Below are 19231 nucleotides of genomic sequence, written 5' to 3'. Positions count from 1 at the left end.
AATTCCCAGCCCTTCCCAGGGGAGACGGCTTATGAATGAGTTGATGAACATTATCGGCCAGGTGCAGGGGCCGCAGAGCTTCGATCAGATCCGCATCTCGATCGCCAGCCCGGAGCGCATCCGGTCGTGGTCGTTCGGCGAGATCAAGAAGCCCGAGACCATCAACTACCGTACCTTCAAGCCGGAGCGCGACGGCCTGTTCTGCGCCCGCATCTTCGGCCCGATCAAGGACTACGAGTGCTTGTGCGGCAAGTACAAGCGCATGAAGTACCGCGGCATCATCTGCGAAAAGTGCGGCGTCGAAGTGACGCTGGCCAAGGTCCGGCGTGAGCGCATGGGCCATATCGAGCTGGCCTCGCCCGTCGCCCACATCTGGTTCCTGAAGAGCCTGCCGAGCCGCATCGGCCTGCTCATGGACATGACGCTGAAGGATCTGGAACGGGTCCTGTACTTCGAGAACTACGTCGTCACCGAGCCCGGCCTGACCCCGCTGAAGCTGCACCAGCTTCTGTCGGAGGAGGAGTACATCCAGGCCCAGGACGAGTACGGCGAGGACGCCTTCACCGCGTCCATCGGCGCCGAGGCCATCAAGGTCCTTCTCTCCGCCATCGACATGGAAGAGGAGATGAAGACCGTCCGCGAGGAGCTGAAGGAGACCTCCAGCGAGGCCAAGCGCAAGAAGCTGGTCAAGCGCCTGAAGCTCATCGAGGCCTTCCTGGAGTCCGGCTCGCGTCCGGAATGGATGATCCTGGACGTCGTCCCGGTCATTCCGCCGGAACTGCGCCCGCTGGTCCCGCTGGATGGCGGCCGTTTCGCCACGTCCGACCTGAACGACCTGTACCGCCGCGTCATCAACCGTAACAACCGCCTGAAGCGGCTGATCGAGCTGCGCGCGCCGGACATCATCGTGCGCAACGAGAAGCGCATGCTGCAGGAGGCCGTTGACGCCCTGTTCGACAATGGCCGCCGCGGCCGCGTGATCACCGGCGCCAACAAGCGTCCGCTGAAGTCCATCAGCGACATGCTGAAGGGCAAGCAGGGCCGCTTCCGTCAGAACCTGCTGGGCAAGCGCGTCGACTACTCCGGCCGTTCGGTCATCGTGGTGGGCCCGGAGCTGAAGCTGCACCAGTGCGGCCTGCCCAAGAAGATGGCGCTGGAGCTGTTCAAGCCCTTCATCTACGCCAAGCTGGAACTGTACGGCATGGCCTCCACCATCAAGGCGGCCAAGCGCATGGTGGAGAAGGAGCGGCCCGAGGTCTGGGACATCCTGGAAGAGGTCATCCGCGAGCATCCGGTCATGCTGAACCGGGCGCCCACGCTGCACCGTCTGGGCATTCAGGCCTTCGAGCCGACCCTGATCGAAGGCAAGGCCATCCAGCTGCACCCGCTGGTCTGCACCGCCTTCAACGCGGACTTCGACGGCGACCAGATGGCCGTGCACGTCCCGCTGAGCCTCGAGGCCCAGCTGGAAGCGCGCGTCCTGATGATGTCGACCAACAACATCCTGTCGCCCGCCAACGGCAAGCCCATCATCGTCCCCAGCCAGGACATCGTCCTGGGCCTGTACTACATCACGATGGAACTGCCGGGCTCCGTGGGCGAGGGCATGGCCTTCACCGATATCGGTGAGATCGAGCAGGCGCTCGCGGCCAAGGTCGTCACCCTGCACTCCAAGGTGAAGGCCCGCTACCACACCGTGGACCAGGATGGTACCCCCATCATCACCCGCGTGGAGAGCACCCCCGGCCGCATGCTGCTGTCGGAAATCCTTCCCCGTCACCCGGCCATCGGCTTCTCGATGATCAACCGGCTGCTGACCAAGAAGGACGTGGGCAACATCATCGACGCCGTCTACCGCCATTGCGGTCAGAAGGAGACGGTGATTTTCGCCGACCGCCTGATGAAGCTGGGCTTCAGCCACGCCTGCCGCGCCGGCATCTCCTTCGGCAAGGATGACATGGTCATCCCGGCCGAGAAGGAGACGCTGATCCATGAGGCGCAGGAGCGCGTCAAGGAGTACGAGCAGCAGTACCTGGACGGCCTGATCACCCAGGGCGAAAAGTACAACAAGGTGGTCGACGTCTGGTCGGAAACGACCGAAAAGGTCGCCGGCGCCATGATGAAGGTCATCGAGCAGCCGCGCCCCGGCGTCGGCGTCAACTCGGTGTACATGATGGCGCACTCCGGTGCCCGTGGCTCCGCCGCCCAGATCAAGCAGCTGGCCGGCATGCGCGGCCTGATGGCCAAGCCCTCGGGCGAGATCATCGAGACGCCCATCATTTCCAACTTCAAGGAAGGCCTGACCGTGCTGGAGTACTTCAACTCCACCCACGGTGCCCGTAAGGGTCTGGCCGACACCGCCTTGAAGACGGCGAACTCCGGTTACCTGACGCGTCGTCTGGTCGACGTCGCCCAGGACGCCATCGTCGTGGAAAACGATTGCGGCACCACCAAGGGCCTGACCATGCGCGCCGTCATCGACGGCGGCGAGGTCATCTCGCCCCTGTCGGAGCGTATCCTGGGCCGTTGCGCCTCGGTCGACGTGGTCGATCCGCTGAGCGGCAAGGTTCTCGTTCCGGCCGCCGGCCTGATCGACGAGCAGGCCGTGGAGCTGATCGAGCGCGCCGGCATCGACACCGTGCTGATCCGCTCGGTGCTGACCTGCGAGACCCGCGAGGGCGTGTGCGGTTGCTGCTACGGCCGCGACCTGGCCCGCGGCACCACCGTGAACATCGGTGAGGCCGTCGGCGTCATCGCCGCCCAGTCGATCGGTGAGCCGGGCACGCAGCTGACGATGCGTACCTTTCACATCGGCGGTGCGGCCCAGCGTGGTGCCGAGCAGTCGTCCGTGGACAGCAGCCTTGACGCCAAGGTCGTCGTGAAGAACCGCAACATGGTTCTGAACGGCGAGGGCGTGCCCGTCATCATGGGCCGCAACGTGGAACTGGCGCTGTTCGACAGCCAGGGCCGCGAGCGCGCCCGTCACCGCGTCCCCTACGGCGCCAAGCTGAACAAGCTGCTGGTCGAGGACGGGGTGATGGTGAAGAAGGGCGATCGCCTGGCGGAGTGGGACCCCTACACCCTGCCGATCATCACCGAGCGGGAGGGTGTCGCCAACTACGTCGACCTGGTCGAGGGCGTGTCCATGCGCGAGGTGGTCGACGAGGCCACCGGCATCTCGTCCAAGGTGGTGGTCGACTGGCGGCAGCAGCCGCGCGGTGCGGATCTCCGCCCCCGCGTGACCCTGCGCGACGCCAACGGCGATGTCATCAAGCTGCCGAACGGCGTGGAAGCCCGCTACTACCTGAGCGTGGACGCCATCCTGTCGGTGGAGAACGGCGCGCATGTGAAGGCCGGTGACGTGCTGGCCCGTATCCCGCGTGAAAGCTCCAAGACGCGTGACATCACCGGCGGTCTGCCGCGCGTGGCCGAGCTGTTCGAAGCCCGTCGTCCCAAGGACTTCGCCATCATCTCGGACATCGACGGCCGGGTTGAGTTCGGCAAGGACTACAAGACGAAGCGCCGCATCGTCGTCGTTCCCAACGACGAGAACGAGACGCCGCGTGAGTACCTGATCCCGAAGGGCAAGCACATCTCCGTGCAGGAGGGTGACTATGTCCAGAAGGGTGACCTGCTGATGGACGGCAACCCCGTCCCGCACGACATCCTGGCCGTCATGGGCGTGGAGGCTCTGGCCTCCTACCTCACCAACGAAATCCAGGACGTCTATCGTCTGCAGGGCGTGAAGATCAACGACAAGCACATCGAGGTGATCGTTCGCCAGATGCTGCAGAAGGTCGAGATCGACGAGCCGGGTGACACCACGCTGCTGATCGCCGAACAGGTCGACCGCGCCGAGTTCGAGGCCGAGAACCGCAAGGTTCAGGCCCGCATGGACGAAGGCGAGGGTGGTCTGCGGTTCGCCCGCGGCCGTCCGGTGCTGCAGGGCATCACCAAGGCCAGCCTGCAGACGCGTTCCTTCATCTCGGCCGCCTCGTTCCAGGAAACGACCCGCGTCCTGACGGAAGCCGCCGTCCAGGGCAAGTCGGACAACCTGGAAGGCCTGAAGGAAAACGTCATCGTCGGCCGTCTGATCCCGGCGGGTACCGGCAGTGTCGTGAACCGCCTGAAGCAGATCGCCGCCGAGCGCGACCGTGAACTCTCCGCCTTGCAGGCGGGCGAGGATCCGGCCCTGCCGGCGGACGTCTCGACGGAACAGCCGGCCGCCTGAGGCGATCGACTGTCTGAGTAAAGCGAGGGGCCGCATCCCTGCCGGGGTGCGGCCCTTTTCTCATTTCGTCGCAGCGACGTTACAGGGGATGTAGCGCGCCCCTGGTCTGGTCCGTCGTGGGCAGAGGCTGGCCAGGGTGCCAGGCCGCAGCCAACTCGTGGGCACGCTGCTGGATGTTGGCCGGCAGTTGCTGTTCCAGCGCCGCCCGCATCTTGGCGATGTCGGGGTCATCGCTGGGGCTCAGCAGCACCAGGATGTAGGCCCGGGTCGGGTCGTGCGGCACGTCCTCGCCGGCCAGGGTCTGGGCGGCCAGGAAGCGCAGAGCTTCGGGATCGCCTTGAGTGGCGGCGCGCTCGCACCACATCAGCGCCGCCTGGGTGTCCTTCGCCACGCCCACGCCGTTGTAGTAGATCATGGTCAAGTTGTCCTGGGCCTGCAGGTCACCCTTGGCCGCGGCCTGCCGGAACAAGGTGATGCCCCTTGCCTGGTCTTCCGGCACGCCGCGCCCCAGGAAATAGAGCGAGCCCAGGTTGTTCAGGGCATGGGCCTGGCCTTGCGCCGCCGCCTTTTCGTACCACATCCGCGCTTTGGCATTATCAGGGACGAAGGCCGGCGTTTCGCCGGTGGCTGTGATGGTTACCAGCGGCTCTTCATAGAGCCAGCCCAGATAGGTTTGCGCATCGGCATTCCCTTGCTCCGCCAGGGGCGTCAACTGGGCCAGGGCTTCCGCATAGTGCTTGGCCTTGAAGGCGGCCATGCCCTGTTCAAGGCGGGAGCCGATGTCCGGCCAGAGGCGGGCCGCATCGGTGATGGGAGGGCTGTCGGTCTCTGCAGCGACGCCCGCTCCCGCCAGGGCAATGAGCCCCAAGGCAGCCAATACCGCCACGGCAAGCCGCCGCGGTTTGCGTAACGGTCCCACGGCCCTGTTCCCCACCTTGCACTCCCATTCATCTGCCTGCCTTTCAGCGTGTAATGAGACGATGACGGGCAACTAAGGCGGGATGATGGCGCTGATATCCCACATCTTGGACATCCCGAAATCCAGGCAGCGATATATCAACCTTTACAGCAGGCTGCCCACTCAGCTTTCGCCGGGCACATGCCATTTCCGCGGAATGTTGGGGAAGAAGCCCCATTGGGCCCAAGGCACGTCATTGCGGTTCGAAGGGCGGGATGCCAAGCCCCATTCCGGTGGGTCAGGGAACCCGTGCCAGGTATTCTGAACCAGAATCAAGCTTTCGCCGTCCATGGTGGAAAAGAAGGCGATGTCGTTGGTAATGAACCAGTCCCGTTCATGGCCAAAAAGGCCTTCCTTGGGGAATGCGTTGAAGGGCACCGCCTGCCAGACGATGGCTTTGGCGGCTCGGATGTCGTAGCCCTTCCGCTGCTCGGCGGCTGCGTCAGCAAGCAAGTCCCAAGGCCAAGACTCCCAACCCAGCCCCAAAGCGCCCAGGATGCTCAAGTCTCATCCCCACAACGATGCCTTTCAAAGGGACTTTATCACTCGGCGAGGTGCTGGAGCCGGTTAAATTTCCTATGTCCGCGTCGCCGTCGGCAGCGGCTGGCCGGGGCGCCATGTCTTGGCCAGGGTCTGCGCCTCCGCCTTCTGGGCGGTCGTCAGTTCGCCGTCCAGGCGGGTGCGCAGGGCCTGGGCGTCGGGGTTGTCGCCGGACAGCACGGTCAGGGTGTAGGCCAGCACGGGGTTGCGCGGCAGGCCGGCGCCGGTGTCGTAGAGGCGGGCCAGCAGGGTCTGGGCGTGCGGGTTGCCCTGGCGGGCGGCGGCGCGGGCCCAGTGGGCGGCTTCCGCGTCATCCTTGGGCGCGTCCTGACCGAGATAGTAAATCATCGCCAGGTTCATCTGGGCCTGGGCGTCGCCCTTCTTGGCGGCCTTGCGGAACAGGCTGATGCCCTTGGCCGCATCCTTGGGGACGCCGTTGCCCAGGTAGTAGAGGGAGCCTAGGTTGTTCAGGGCGTGGGCGTGGCCCTTGTCGGCCGCTTTCCGGTACCAGGCCTGGGCGCGGGCGTAATCCACCGGTACGCCCAGCCCCTTCTCATACATCCAGCCGAGATAAGTTTGGGCCTCTGCATCGCCTTTGTCGGCGGGGGGCGCGAGTTCGGCCAGGGCGGTGGAGTAGTCCTTGCGCTCGAACGCGCCGACGCCTTTCTGCGTGTTGGCCAGGGCCACCCCGCCAGCCAGGGCGGCGCACAGGGGCAGCAGGGTGGCCGCCAGCACGGCGGATTTGCGCCAGGAACCATGTTGCATGCCCAAACCCTCCAATCGCTGCGGCCCCAGGGCCGACGCTGTCCGTCAGCATCAGCGTGGGCAGCCATTGGGGCGGGAAAGGGGCAGGGGAAGGGAGGGGCTGTGACCAGGCTGTGACATAAGGGCTGGATAAGAAGGGCTACGGCACTGGCATGCGTCCTATTCCTGGCACGCGTCCTATTCAGCGATCCAGCCATAACTCACGACGCGCGGCGGGCTATCCGGTCGCTGGATGACGACATAGTGTTCACCCCAGCCGGCCCACGGGCCCCAATGGGTATAGCAATCGATCAAGACACCGGCAGTGCGCACCCAAGAGGGAACGGGCGCCGGTGACGTGTGGGGCGCGCAGACCATCAGGGGAACGCGTTGAGGTGCGTCGCGGAAGAAGTACCACTCTCTCTCATCCCATCGGCAGCGGCTGATGGGACGTAGAACAGGATGGCGGGAATAGGCCGCTTCCAGAATCTGGGCTGGTGCATCGCGGAACGCGGCCGGGTCGTTGGCGAAGGCGGAGGACCCCACACCGACGCATCCATAAACGACCCCGGCGCTATCCGGTCCAGGCGCCTCCTGGTCGATATAAAATTTCAGTGCTGTCTCCAGAGCGGCATCCGCGGTTGTGACCGCCGGGGGTGCCATGTCGCTGGTGCATCCGGGCAGCAGCGCGGGCACAAACAAAAGGCAGGTCAACCGAAGGGCAGGGCGCCGCCGCATCACTTTCCCATCTTTTTCACAGCGTTTACCGCCTGGTCCAGGGCCTGCAGGAACTGCGACTTGTCGCGCTTGGCCATGGGGGCGTTGCCGCCCTGGACCACGCCCATGGCGCGCAGGTCGCTCATCAGGGCGCGGGTGGCGATGGCGGTGCCGATGGATTGCGGGGTGAAGGGGCGGCCGGTGGGCCCGATCACCCGGCTGCCGGCCTTCAGGCAGCGATCCGCCAGCGGGATGTCGGCGGTGATGACGATGTCGCCCACGCCGCAATGGGTGGCGATCCAATCGTCGGCGGCGTCGAACCCATCGCTGACCACCACCAGCTGCACCAGCCCGCCTGGCGGCACCCGCAGCGGGCCGTTGGACACCAGATAGGTCTTCAGCTGGTACCGCTCCGCCACCTTGAACACCTCTTCCTTCACGGGGCAGGCGTCGGCGTCGACATAGATATCCAGCATAGGGTTTAAGGCTTTCGAATGCGTGCCGCCCGCGTTGCGCGCGGGTGGGATGGTGGGGTAAAAGGCGTCGCCGGCTGGGTTCAGACCCTGCCCTTGTTGCCACCCTTTGTGAAGAGACAGCCCATGGCGTCGTACCAATATGTTTATGTGATGAAGGGTGTGACCAAGGTCTACCCCGGCGGCCGCAAGGTTTTCGAGAATATCTGGCTGAGCTTCTACCCCGGCGCCAAGATCGGCGTGCTGGGTGTGAACGGCTCGGGTAAGTCCACCCTGCTGAAGATCATGGCCGGCCTGGACAAGGACTACAACGGCGAGGCCTGGGCCGCCGATGGCGTGTCCGTCGGCTACCTGCCGCAGGAACCGCAGCTGGACCCCAACAAGAACGTCCAGGAAAACGTCATGGACGCCCTGGGCGCCACCAAGGGCCTGCTGGACCGGTTCAACGAGGTCAGCAACGCCATGGCGGACCCGGATGCCGACTTCGACGCGCTGATCGCCGAGCAGGCGGAGCTGCAGGAGAAGATCGACGCCGCCGACGCCTGGGACATCGAGCGTACCGTGGACATCGCCATGGACGCCCTGCGCTGCCCCCCGGGTGATGCCGACGTGACCAAGCTGTCGGGCGGCGAGAAGCGCCGCGTGGCGCTGTGCAAGCTGCTGCTGTCCAAGCCCGACATGCTGCTGCTGGACGAACCGACCAACCATCTGGACGCCGAAAGCGTCGCCTGGCTGCAGCGCTTCCTGGCCGACTACAAGGGCACGGTGGTGATGGTCACCCATGATCGTTACTTCCTGGACAACGTCACCGGCTGGATCCTGGAACTGGACCGCGGCTCGGGCATCCCCTACGAGGGCAACTACTCCAGCTGGCTGGAGCAGAAGGAAAAGCGCCTGGCCCAGGAAGGCCGCACCGAGGACGCGCGCCAGAAGCAGCTGGCCCAGGAACTGGAATGGGTGCGGCAGAGCCCGCGCGCCCGCCAGGCCAAGTCCAAGGCCCGTATCCAGGCCTACGAGGAATTGTTGGCCCAGAGCACGAAGGAGGCGATCACCGACACGCAGATCGTCATTCCCGTGCCGCCCCGCCTGGGCAACGTGGTCATCGAGGCCGATCACCTGAAGAAGGGTTTCGGCGACCGCCTGCTGATCGACGACCTGTCCTTCCGCCTGCCGCCGGGCGGCATCGTGGGCATCATCGGCCCCAACGGCGCCGGCAAGACCACCCTGTTCCGCATGATCACCAACCAGGACACGCCGGACGCCGGCACCTTCAAGGTGGGTGAGACGGTGAAGCTGGGCTATGTCGACCAGAGCCGCGACGCCCTCAATCCCAACAAGACGGTGTGGGAAGAGATCTCCGGCGGCCTGGACATCATCGAGCTGGGCAAGAAGTCCATGCCCAGCCGCGCCTATGTCTCCGCCTTCAACTTCCGCGGGTCCGACCAGCAGAAGAAGGTGGGGCAGCTGTCGGGTGGTGAGCGCAACCGCGTGCACCTGGCCATGATGCTGAAGTCCGGCGCCAACGTCCTGCTGCTCGACGAACCGACCAACGACTTGGACGTGGAAACCCTGCGCGCCCTGGAAGAGGCGCTGGTCAGCTTCGCCGGCTGCGCCGTGGTCATCAGCCACGATCGCTGGTTCCTGGACCGCATCGCCACCCACATCCTGGCCTTCGAGGGCGAAAGCCAGGTGGTCTGGTTCGAGGGCAACTACCAGGACTACGAAGCCGACCGCAAGCGCCGCCTGGGTTCGGCTGCCGACCAGCCGCACCGCATCAAGTACCGCCCGCTGGTGCGCAACTGAGCGGCTAGGGTCAGTGGAATGGGGAACGGGGAGCGGTCATGCCGCTCCCCGTTTTCGTTGGTGGCTCATTCGCCCCGGGCAGCATCCTGCATCACCCGGCGGAACTGCTTCAGCGGGCAGTCCATCGCCGGGCCTGCCTGGCTGCACCCGGGGATAAACACGGGTGCCGACAGGGGCGGCTGGGCCTCGGTCAATGGGGTCAGGATGCGCAGCTGGTCCAGGCTTTGCGCCGTGAAGCGGGCGCGGATGACCGTTTGGCCGTCCGCCCGGCGCCAGCGTTCCAGCACCAGCGCCGATCCCGGGGGCACCTGGTCGGGCTGATAGCCCGGCAACGCCCAGTCCAGGCGCAGCAGGCCGGCCAGCAGCAGGAGGGTGCCGTCGTGGCCTACCAGCACGGTGACGGCGGGGCCGTCGCCGGCCAGCAGGTCGACCAAGTGCCGGGCGAGCGGCCCGGCGCCCACGCGGGCGATGTAGGGGGTACGCAGCCGGGCGTCCAGGTCGGCGGCATGTGCGGCCCCGGCGCGGTTCAGCGCGTCGGCGTTCACCCGCCCGCCCAGCAGGCTGGCCAGCGGTGCCCCATCGGCATAGGCCATGATCAGGCTTTCCGTCAGGCCTGACGCCGTGGCCAGCGGGCTTTGCAGGTTCAGCCAGTCCTCGCCCTGGCCTCGATCCAGTGACGACGGCACGTCGGTCAACAGCCGGCGGCCGGCCAGCCTGCCACCGGGCTGGGCCTGCGCGCGGCATTCCGCCGGGGCGCAGTTCAGCAGCAGGCGCTGCAGGGCCTCCACCGTGTCGGCATGCGCCGCCGTCCAGGCCGTGGCGTCACCGATGCGCCCGCGCACGGCGGCCAGGGCCAGGTCGGGATCCAGATGCGTGGCCCCTGCCGGCACCGGGTCGAACAGCGGATCGGCCTTGGTCGCCACGGTGTCGACGCGGGCGGGGCAGCCGGGCAGCAGCTGTTCGGCCAGCGCCCGCCCCGTCTCCACCGTGCGCTGGGGCAGGTTGGCGTGCACCCGGGCGGCGGTGCAGCCGCCCGCCGGCAACAGCCCCAGCGCCCGGTAATGCTCCCGGTAATAGGCGCCGAACAGGCCGGCCGCCCGGAAGCCGTGGGCCGTCAGGTGGCCGGGCGGCACGGCGAAGGCCGGCCAGGCCTCCGCCGTCCAGCGTCCCAGTTCCTCCGGCGTGGACATGGCGGCGCGGATGCCGTGCCGGGTCAGGATGATCACCCGTTCCAACTGGTCTTCTGCCCCGGCCGCCTCCGGCCGGGCGGGCAGGGCCAGCAGCAGCATTGCCGCCGCCAGCCCCCGCAGCAGGGCCGTGCCGCGCATCAATACTTCGCCCGCACGCCGAACCGGAAGGTGCGGCCGAAGTCGGTATATGTCGCGAAGATGCCGTTGTTCACATACTGGCTCTGGGCCGCACCGGTGACGTTGATGGCCTCCGCCGTCAGCGTCAGGTGGTCATCCACCGCGTAGGTCGCGTTCAGGTCCAGGGTGCCGAAGGCCCGGTCGTTGACCGACGATAGCCCATTGGTGCCCACCTGGTTCAGGATGTTGCCCGTCCAGCTGTAGGCGGCGCGCACGCCGATAGGGCCCTTCTCATAGAAGGCGGTCAGGTTGTAGCTGTGGCGGGCCACGCCGGCCAGGTCGGCCTCGAAGAAGCGGCCGGTGGTGATGTCGTGGTAGGTCGCCCCGGAGTTGGTGATGGTGAGGTTGGCCAGGAAGCCCAGGCCGTCGAAGGGGGCGGGCAGGAAGGTGAACAGCTGCTGATAGGCCAGCTCGCCGCCGATGACATGGGCGCCGCCGCCGTTGACGGGCGCGGTCAGCAGATAGTTCTGCCCGTCCACCACCAGCGGGGTCACCTGGTTGAAGGTGAAGGTGCTGATATCCTTGTAGAAGAAGTCGGCGATCAGCGCGCTGCTGCGGGTGAAGTACCACTCGGCCGAGGCGTCGTACTGCCAGGCCTCGTACGGGCGCAGCTGCGGGTTGCCGCCGCTGGCGGTGAAGATGGTGTTGGAGGAGTTCAGCGTGATCTGCGGGCCCAGGCTGGACAGCGACGGCCGGGTGATGACCTTGGAGGCCGCCAGGTGCAACTGCACGTCGGGCTGCAGCTCCAGCACGAGGTTGGCCGAGGGCAGGGCGTTGGTGTAGATGCGCTCGTACCGCACCGGGATGGCCTTGGTGCCGCTGGTGGCGCTGCCGCTGGACGTCTGGTCGGTGTTGGTGACGCGCACGCCGGCGTCGCCGCGCAGGGGCAGGCCGAACAGGGTAGTGGACAGGCTGGTCATGACGTAGCCGGCGCCGATGGTTTCCGTCACCTTGTAGGAATTGCGCTGATCGGCGGCGGTCAGCGGCTGGTTCACCAGGTTGGGATCCATGCGGCTGTAGAAGGCGCTGGTGTCCGGCACCAGCCAGGTGCGGGGCAGGGTGCCGGAGGCGTCGGCCAGGAAGCCGCTGACCGGGAAGCTGTCGTAATAGCTGGCGGGGAAGTATTGGCCGGCGATGTTCTGGGTGATGGTCAGGTCGCGGCGGTCATAGTCGCGGCCCCGGTCGCGGTACTTGGCGCCCATCTGGATTTTGGAGAAGGGACCCCAGTCCAGGTCATGCTCCGCGTCGAACTGGATGGCGCCTTCCGTGTCCTTGGCGTTCTCGGTACGCCATTCCAGGCGGCGGCCCGGCAGCAGGGTGATGGAGTTCAGGTCGGCGGTCAGATAGTTCAGGCTGGGCACGCCATCGTCCGACGACGGCATGCTGAAGCTGACCTGGCCGGCGGACCCCAGGATGCGGGACCGGCGGATGGGCGTCGGGGTGCCGCTGTCGGCGCGGTTGTAGGCGCCATCCGCCGACAGGGTCCAGCCGGCGATGCGGTATTTGCCGTTCAGGCCCACCTGGTAGTTGGTGTGCAGCAGGTCGGACTCCTCGCGCCCGATCTGCACGCTGACCGGCGCGGTCGCCGCCACGACGGCGCCGTCCCGGATGGACACGCTGCCCGGCACCGCCTTGGATATGGTCCAGTCGGCGGAGTAGGTCTTCTCGTCGTAGTGCATGTTCAGCCGGGTGAACAGCACATCCAGCCCGACTTCCAGATTGTCGTTCGGCGCCCACTGCGCCGCCGCATTCATGCCCACGCGGCGGCTGTGCTGCATTTCCAGGGTCGGGCGCACGCCGCTGGCGTCGATCACCGCGCCGCTGTCGGCCTTGCCGTCGCCGTTGGTGTCGATGCCGTTGGGGTAAAGGGTCCAGTTGCTGCCCAGCACGCGATCCTGGCGCACCGTGCGCTCGTCATATACCGCAGCCAGCAGGACGCCGAAGGTCTTGGCGTCGTTGTTCCAGCTGGTCAGGCCGGAGACGTGGGGGTCGGCGGCGTCGGCCAGCTGAGCGTAGCTGCCGCTGGCCGAGCCGGTGAAGGTCAGGTCGCCCAACTCCAGCGGGCGAAAGGTGCGGATGTTCACCAGGCCGCCGATCGCGCCCTCATCTTGGCTGGCCAGGGGGCTTTTCACTACCTCGATGCCGGACACCAGCTCCGACGGCAGGGTGTCGAAGCGGAAGTTGCGTCCCGACTGGCCGCTGTCGCGCACGTTCTCGTTCACCGCCATGCTGCGGCCGTTCAGGGTGGTGACCTCGAAATCGGGTCCCAGGCCGCGAATGCGGACGAACAGGCCCTCGCCCCGGTCGCGGGAGATGGTGACGCCCGGGATGTGCTGCATGGCCTCGGCCACGTTCTGGCTGGGGAACTTGCCGATGTCCTCCGCCGAAATGGCGTCCACCACATTGTCCGCCTGGCGCTTGGTGTCCAAGGCGCGGGTGACGCTGCCGGCGAAGCCGGTGACGACGATCTCCTCCAGCGGGCTGGCGTCGGCGGCAACCAAGCTGCCGGCGGGCGCAGTCGCCGCCGGGGCGGCGGTCACGGCCTTGGTGGCCCCCATCTTCAGCACGACACTGTCACCATCCAGCGTGTAGTCCAGCCCAGTGCCGGCCAGCAGGCGGCCCAGCGCGTCCGGCGTGCTGAAGGCGCCGTTGAGGCCACCGGTGCGCTTGCCGTCCAGCAGCGCCGGGTCGGCCAGCACCTGCATGCCGGTGGCGCGGGAAAAGGCGTTGAGGGCGCCACGCAGGTCGCCGGCGGCGATGGTGAACTGCGTCACGCTTTGCGCCGCCGGGGCGGCCGGCGCCGTGGCGGTGAGGGCGGCCGTGGCCAGGGCCAGAGCAGAGGCCGAGGCGCGCAGGCGGCGCAGGCGGCGCAGGGTGCCAGTGAGCGGCGTGTCCAGGTTCTTCATTCTTGTCCCCAAATCCCGTGGCCGCGTCCCCCCGTGGGCGCGACCTCGGGCCGGAAGACGACCGGCGGTGTCGAAACCGGACATCGAATTTTATGAAGCTTATGAGACGCAGGCTCGAAGGCTCAGGCCGCGGGAACCAGCAGCAGCCGGTCGGCCTGCCGGTCCACGGTGAAGCCATGCACCCGGCCCAGCGTGGCCAGCAGCCGCCCTGGGTCGTCCAGGCGGAAGCGGCCGGAAACCTGACGCGTCGCCAGGCGGCTGTCGGTCAGCACGATGGGCAGCGCGCTGCGGCGGCTCAACCTCTCCGCCAGCCGGCCCAGGGTGATGCCCTCCGTCTCCAGCCAGCCCTGGCGCCAGTCCTCGGCAGCGGGGTTGAAGTCCGCCAGGGCCTGGAGCTGGCCGTTGTGCACGGCGGCGCGTTGGCCGGCCGTCAGTTCCCGGCCCGTGCCGGCGCCGGCGGCGGTGAAGCGCACCCGGCCGCGGTAGACCGACAGTTCCACCACGTCGCGCGTCAGGTCGACGTCGAAGGCGGTACCCAGCACGGTGATGGCGGCACGACCGCCGGCCTCGATTTCAAAGGGCCGGTCACTGTCATGCGCCACGTCGAAATAGGCCTCCCCCCGGCTCAGGGTCAGCCAGCGATGGCCGTGGCCCAGGCGCGCCTCAACCACCGTATTCCCGTTGAGGTTCAGGGCCGTGCCATCGGGCAAGGTGACGGTGCGGCCTTGGCCGCTGGCTGTCTCATAGCGCAGCGGTGTCGCCATGTAGCGGTCGATGTTGGGCCAGACAACAACCAGCGCCAACGCGGCGCAGGCCGCCAGGGCCAGGCCGGGCAATAGGCGCCGCACCCGGGGGATCGCATGGAACATGGGCCGGCGGGCCGGGCGCGGCATGGCATCCAGGCCGGCCATCGCCTCGGTCAGGGCGGGATCCTCCAGGGTGGCGTGCAGCGCTTGATAGCTGTCGCGATGGCCAGGATCGGCCGCCAGCCAGGCTTGGAAGGCGGCTTCCTCCTCCGGCGTCAGGGGCGCGTCGGCACGGCGCAGCGCCCAGCGGGCCGCCTCTTCCACCGGGCTGGGGTTCCAGACATCGCGACGCTCGGCCATCACGGCAATTCCTCCTGCCGCGTGGCGCGGGGGCGGGTGCGCTCACTGCGGGACATCTCCTGGTGCAGCCATTCCAAGGCGCGCACCACATGCTTTTCAGCCGCCGCCTCGCTGATGTCCAGCGTCTGGGCGATGTCGCGCAGGCTCTCCCCCTTCAGGCGGCGCCGGACGAAGACCTCGCGGCGCAGGGGCGGCATGGCATCCAGCGCCCGTTGAAAGGCGGCGACGCGCTGACGATGCATGATCACCTCTTCCGCCCTGGGGGCGTCGCAGGCCAGGTCGTCGCCCAACTCCTCGGTGGACGCCCGGCGGCTGGCGCGGAAATGATCGCGCACCAGATTCTGGGCGATGCGGAAGCAGAGGGCGGCGCTGTCGCCCACCGTGCTTTTCAGCCGGTAGGTGAACAGACGGATGAAGGTTTCCTGCACCAGGTCTTCGCTGACCCAGGGATCACCCACGCGGCGCATGATGAACCGGTAAAGACTGGTGCGTTCTGGAAGCGAATCCTCGGTCATGGCGTGCGCCTTTGGCCTTCGATGGCGCGGCCTCTATCACCAACCGCCATCATTTGCGACCCCCCGCGCGTGACATTCTCATGACCGGCACCCCGCCTTAAGGCGGAGGGGGCGCCGGCAGCAGGTGGGCAGCCACGGTGGTTTCGAAGCCTTTATCGCGGGTGATTTCACCGGCGGGCGCCACGGTCCATAGCCAGGTGGCCAGGGGCTCCCCCGGCAGTGTTAGGCCGAACAAGGGGTCCTCGACCCTTTGAATGCGGCCTTGGCCGTCTAGCCACCGCCGCTCCACATCCGCCAGGATCAGGCACGGCGCAGCCAGGCGCGCGACATGGTCCAGGTGCGCCCGCACGATGTCCGCCGCCAGGGCATCGGCCGCCGTTTCCCCTTCCTGCGCCGCCACCAGGCCGCGCGCCGCCAGCGGCAGCTGCGAGGCCAGGTTGAGGGAGAGAACCAGGTCCGGCGATGTTTCGGCGTACGCGTCGCAATGGGGCTTCAGCGGCCGGCCGGCGACAATGTCGGCCACCGTCCCCGTCAGATCCACCAGGTCCAGCGTGATTTTGGGATCGCGCCAGGCGCGCCATCGGGCTCCCGGCCCGTGGGCGATGTCGGCCAGGATGATGCGGCCGAAGCGGGGCGTCAGGATGTCCAGCGGCAGGTCCAGCAACGGCCCGGACCCCAGCACCAGCAGGGTGCCGCCCCGGCCGAAGCGCTGCGCCGCCTGCGCCACCGCGCGGTGGCTGTTGGCCAGATGGGACGCCCACGCGGCCCGCTGGCGCCGGGCCCGCGCCGTGATGGCGGCGGACTCGTGATGATAGCCCAGCCGCTGGGCGGCGGGCGGGCAGAGCGTCAGCCGGCTGGCGATCCATTCCCTAAGCATGACGGGAGGCTACGGCGCCCCGCGCCAAAAGAAAATGGCGCCCCGGGGTCGTTGCCTCGGGACGCCATTCCAACTGCCAATTCTCTCGGATGCCGGCCTTTACTGGGCCACGCCGGCGTTGGCCTTCTGAATCCGGTCGCGCAGGGCTTCCAGCAGGGCGTTGAAGTCGCCGCCATGGCTTTCGATCACCGACGCGAACTCCGACCGCTGGGTCAGGCTCATGCTGACGTTTTCCACCACCACGTCGATGATGCGGAAGCTGCCGTCCTTGGACCGCAGGCGCCAATCGACGTTCACCGCCGGTCCGTTGGAACGGACAACCTGGCTGTTGACGATGGCATCCTTCTCGCCGTCCGGCTGCGCGGCGCCGACCTTGAAGGTCTCGCCCGCGTACTGGCTGAAGCGCTCGGAATAGACCGAGACGATCATGGTCTGGAACAGCTTCATGTATTCCTGGCGCTGGGCGTCGTTGGCGACGTTCCAGTAGCGGCCCAGGACGAAGCGGCCGATGGTCTGCAGGTCGAAGTTCTGCTGCAGCAGCTGGGTGAAGGTGGACTGGATCTCCGCCTTCGAGGCGCCAGGCTTGGACAGGACGCCGATGGCCTTGTCGCCCAGGCCCTGGACGAACTTCACGGCCGCACCGGCATCCGCGGCGGCCTGGGCGGGAGTGGCGAACGGCAAGCCCAAAGACAGGGCAAGGCCCATCGTGGCGGTGCCGAGCAAAAGGGTGCGGCGCGTCAGCATGTTGGTCATGGCCTTGTTGATCTCTTCGTGTGTCAGGACAGTCTGTCGGGGACGGGGGCGGATGCAGTGATGGGTGTCACGGCGGGGCAGTACAGTTTCAACACCCGACCGATGCCGGTGATCCCCCGGAGCCCGGGGCCTTTCTATTACGGGTCAGGGTTCTGGGAGTAGTCGGGAATGCTGGGGTATTGGCGCGGATCTGCCTTGCCGTTCAAGACATAGCCATCACGCTGCTGCCGGTAGGCGGCGCGTATGGCGGCGTAATAATCGACGCTGTTCTTGCGCAAATCGTCCAGCGCCTCGAAATAGGTCGAACGCACGTCCAGCACCGTCAGGCCCACGCGGGTATAGTTGGCCCAGTCATTATTGGTGTTGCTGGACACGCGGGTGACCGGGTCACCCCATGCTTCAAGGCCGAAGCCCACGGCGTCGCGGACGGATGAGGCGCCCAGGAAGGGCAACACCAGGTAGGGCCCCTCGTCTATGCCCCAGACGGCGAAGGTCTGGCTCAGGCTCTCATAGTGGTAAGGGATGCCGTTGGCCGCGGCCACGTCGACCAGGCCGCCGATGCCCACTGTGGAGTTGATGACGAAGCGTTCCACGGTCACGCCGGCGCCATCCCAGTCGCCCTGCAGCAGGTTGTTGGCCAGGGTGAGGGGGGAGCGCACGTTGTTCAGCACGTTGGACACGGCGTCGCGCAGCGCCGCTGGGATGGCCCAGCGGTAAGCCTGGGCCACAGGGCGTAGCACGGCCTGGTCAACCTGATCGTTGAACCAGAAGATGCCCCGGTTCATGCCTTCCAGCGGGTCGTTGGCCTCGGGCCCCGCGAGGGCCGGGTGCTGGGGGGAACCATCGGGATTGTGGGCGCAGGCCGAGACACCCAGCAGCATCCCTACCGCAAGTAAAGCGGGGGCCAATCGCCGCCGCCGATGCGCCGGGAGCCGTGTCGGCATGGAAGAAACCAAGGGCCCGCCCTGCGGGATCGGCGACATCAGGCGCATGCGTCAACCCACGGTTAAATTGGTTATTGGTGAATGATTGGCATACTTTGTGGCCAAATCCAGGCGCCACTAAGAGGTGGGCCAAGGTGGGGCCATTTTCTATCTGACCTTCGATATAGGGGTCGGCCATCGGACGAGTGGGCGGGTGCGACCGCGCTTCCGGGCCGGCGCTGGGACTTAGACCATTATATCGCCTTGCCCATCGTCCGTGTGGCGCGTTTGCCGTCTCGTATCGTTGTCATTATTCTCTCGCATAAAGACATCTTTATATGTACAAATGATCCCATAGACTGCGGTGGCACGGGATCGTCGGACCATGGATTTTCTGCTGGGGGCCCTGAAGGCGGCGGCTGAGCCGACGCGCCTGCGTCTGCTGGCCCTGTGCGCTCATGGCGAACTGACGGTCAGTGAGCTGACGCAGATCCTGGGGCAGAGCCAGCCGCGCGTGTCGCGGCATCTGAAATTGCTGTGCGATGCGGGGCTGCTGGACCGTTTCCGCGAAGGCATCTGGGCCTACTATCGCCTGGCGGAGCGGGGGGCGGTGGCGGAACTGGCGCGGACCCTGGTGGATGCCATCCCGGCGGACGACCCCGGCCTGGCGCTGGACCTGGAGCGGCTGGATCAGATCAAGCGCGCCCGGCAGGAAACGGCGGCCCAGTATTTCCGCGACAACGCCGCCCGCTGGCATGAGGTGCGCAGCCTGCACGTGCCCGAACGCGAGGTGGAACAGGCGCTGCTGGCCCTGGTGCCGGGCGGCGGCATCGGCGACCTGCTGGACATCGGCACCGGCACCGGCCGCATGCTGGAGCTGTTCGCCCCCCATGTCACCCGCGCCCTGGGCATCGACGCCTCGCGGGAAATGCTGGCGGTGGCGCGGGCTAATCTGGAAAAGGCGGGCCTGCGCCATGTGCAGGTGCGGCTGGCCGACATGTACCAGGTCCCCGTCCCCAGCGGCAGCCAGGACATGGTCATCATTCACCAGGTGCTCCACTACGCTGAAGATCCGCAGGAGGTGCTGGTGGAGGCCGCGCGCGTGCTGCGCCCCGGCGGCCGTGTGGTGGTGGTCGACTTCGCCAGCCATGATCTGGAGAACCTGCGGACTGACCATGCCCACCGCCGCCTGGGTTTCACGGATGCCGAAATGGCGCAGTGGTTCGGCCATGCCGGTCTGACGCCGGCCCAACCCGTGCACCTGCCCGGCACTCCCTTGACCGTGACCCTGTGGTCCGGCCAGCGGCCCGCCTGATAG

General features: G+C 67.0%; 14 protein-coding genes. 3 read left to right on the top strand and 11 right to left on the bottom strand.

Annotation, left to right across the window (positions count from 1 at the left end; genetic code table 11):
* Nucleotides 1-31: 31 nt before the first annotated feature.
* Nucleotides 32-4231 (top strand): DNA-directed RNA polymerase subunit beta', encoded by a 4200-nt coding sequence (rpoC, locus tag FBZ88_RS28275; RefSeq protein WP_145620321.1) that lies wholly within the window; start codon nt 32-34, stop codon nt 4229-4231.
* A gap of 79 nt (nt 4232-4310) precedes the next feature.
* Here the strand turns inward: rpoC and FBZ88_RS28270 are convergent, their stop codons facing one another.
* The 4 genes from FBZ88_RS28270 to FBZ88_RS28255 form a co-directional block, all read right to left on the bottom strand.
* Entirely contained in the window at nt 4311-5099 is a 789-nt protein-coding gene (locus FBZ88_RS28270; protein ID WP_145620320.1) for a tetratricopeptide repeat protein, read from the bottom strand.
* Between the two features lie 213 nt (nt 5100-5312).
* The gene (locus FBZ88_RS28265) at nt 5313-5693 is read right to left on the bottom strand and encodes a hypothetical protein (protein WP_145620319.1); all 381 of its coding nucleotides are present in this window, start codon (nt 5691-5693) and stop codon (nt 5313-5315) included.
* Nucleotides 5694-5765: 72 nt separating this feature from the next.
* Complete coding sequence (locus FBZ88_RS28260) at nt 5766-6494, bottom strand: tetratricopeptide repeat protein (protein ID WP_145620318.1); 729 nt, start codon at nt 6492-6494, stop codon at nt 5766-5768.
* Nucleotides 6495-7210: 716 nt separating this feature from the next.
* The gene (locus FBZ88_RS28255; protein WP_211102832.1) at nt 7211-7663 is read right to left on the bottom strand and encodes a YaiI/YqxD family protein; all 453 of its coding nucleotides are present in this window, start codon (nt 7661-7663) and stop codon (nt 7211-7213) included.
* Nucleotides 7664-7789: 126 nt separating this feature from the next.
* On the opposite strand from FBZ88_RS28255, the gene ettA reads away from it, so the two are divergent.
* Nucleotides 7790-9466 carry an energy-dependent translational throttle protein EttA gene (gene ettA, locus FBZ88_RS28250; RefSeq protein WP_044563973.1) on the top strand — a complete coding sequence of 559 codons (1677 nt, stop codon included), beginning with the start codon at nt 7790-7792 and terminating at the stop codon, nt 9464-9466.
* A gap of 65 nt (nt 9467-9531) precedes the next feature.
* Here the strand turns inward: ettA and FBZ88_RS28245 are convergent, their stop codons facing one another.
* From FBZ88_RS28245 to FBZ88_RS28215, 7 genes are all read right to left on the bottom strand, one after another.
* The gene (locus tag FBZ88_RS28245; RefSeq protein WP_145620317.1) at nt 9532-10794 is read right to left on the bottom strand and encodes a histidine-type phosphatase; all 1263 of its coding nucleotides are present in this window, start codon (nt 10792-10794) and stop codon (nt 9532-9534) included.
* Complete coding sequence (locus tag FBZ88_RS28240) at nt 10794-13739, bottom strand: TonB-dependent receptor (RefSeq protein ID WP_145620316.1); 2946 nt, start codon at nt 13737-13739, stop codon at nt 10794-10796. Before FBZ88_RS28240 ends, FBZ88_RS28245 begins: the two co-directional genes overlap by 1 nt.
* 122 nt (nt 13740-13861) lie before the next feature.
* Nucleotides 13862-14845: a FecR family protein gene (locus FBZ88_RS28235; RefSeq protein WP_145620315.1), complete on the bottom strand. Its 984-nt coding sequence runs from the start codon at nt 14843-14845 to the stop codon at nt 13862-13864.
* Complete coding sequence (locus FBZ88_RS28230; protein ID WP_145620314.1) at nt 14845-15360, bottom strand: RNA polymerase sigma factor; 516 nt, start codon at nt 15358-15360, stop codon at nt 14845-14847. Before FBZ88_RS28230 ends, FBZ88_RS28235 begins: the two co-directional genes overlap by 1 nt.
* 97 nt (nt 15361-15457) lie before the next feature.
* A complete protein-coding gene (locus FBZ88_RS30435) occupies nt 15458-16237 on the bottom strand; it encodes a hypothetical protein (RefSeq protein WP_186464641.1) in 780 nt (259 codons plus the stop codon).
* Nucleotides 16238-16336: 99 nt separating this feature from the next.
* Nucleotides 16337-16990 carry an MlaC/ttg2D family ABC transporter substrate-binding protein gene (locus tag FBZ88_RS28220; protein ID WP_145620313.1) on the bottom strand — a complete coding sequence of 218 codons (654 nt, stop codon included), beginning with the start codon at nt 16988-16990 and terminating at the stop codon, nt 16337-16339.
* 137 nt (nt 16991-17127) lie between these two features.
* On the bottom strand, nt 17128-17871 hold the full coding sequence (locus tag FBZ88_RS28215; protein ID WP_145620312.1) for an MlaA family lipoprotein: 744 nt from the start codon (nt 17869-17871) through the stop codon (nt 17128-17130).
* A 427-nt stretch (nt 17872-18298) separates the two neighbouring features.
* On the opposite strand from FBZ88_RS28215, the gene FBZ88_RS28210 reads away from it, so the two are divergent.
* Entirely contained in the window at nt 18299-19228 is a 930-nt protein-coding gene (locus tag FBZ88_RS28210) for an ArsR/SmtB family transcription factor (RefSeq protein ID WP_145620311.1), read from the top strand.
* The last annotated feature ends 3 nt before the right edge of the window (nt 19229-19231 follow it).

Source organism: Nitrospirillum bahiense (assembly GCF_007828025.1).
Taxonomy (GTDB): Bacteria; Pseudomonadota; Alphaproteobacteria; order Azospirillales; family Azospirillaceae; genus Nitrospirillum; species Nitrospirillum amazonense.
This window is presented reverse-complemented; position numbering and strand designations above follow the sequence as displayed.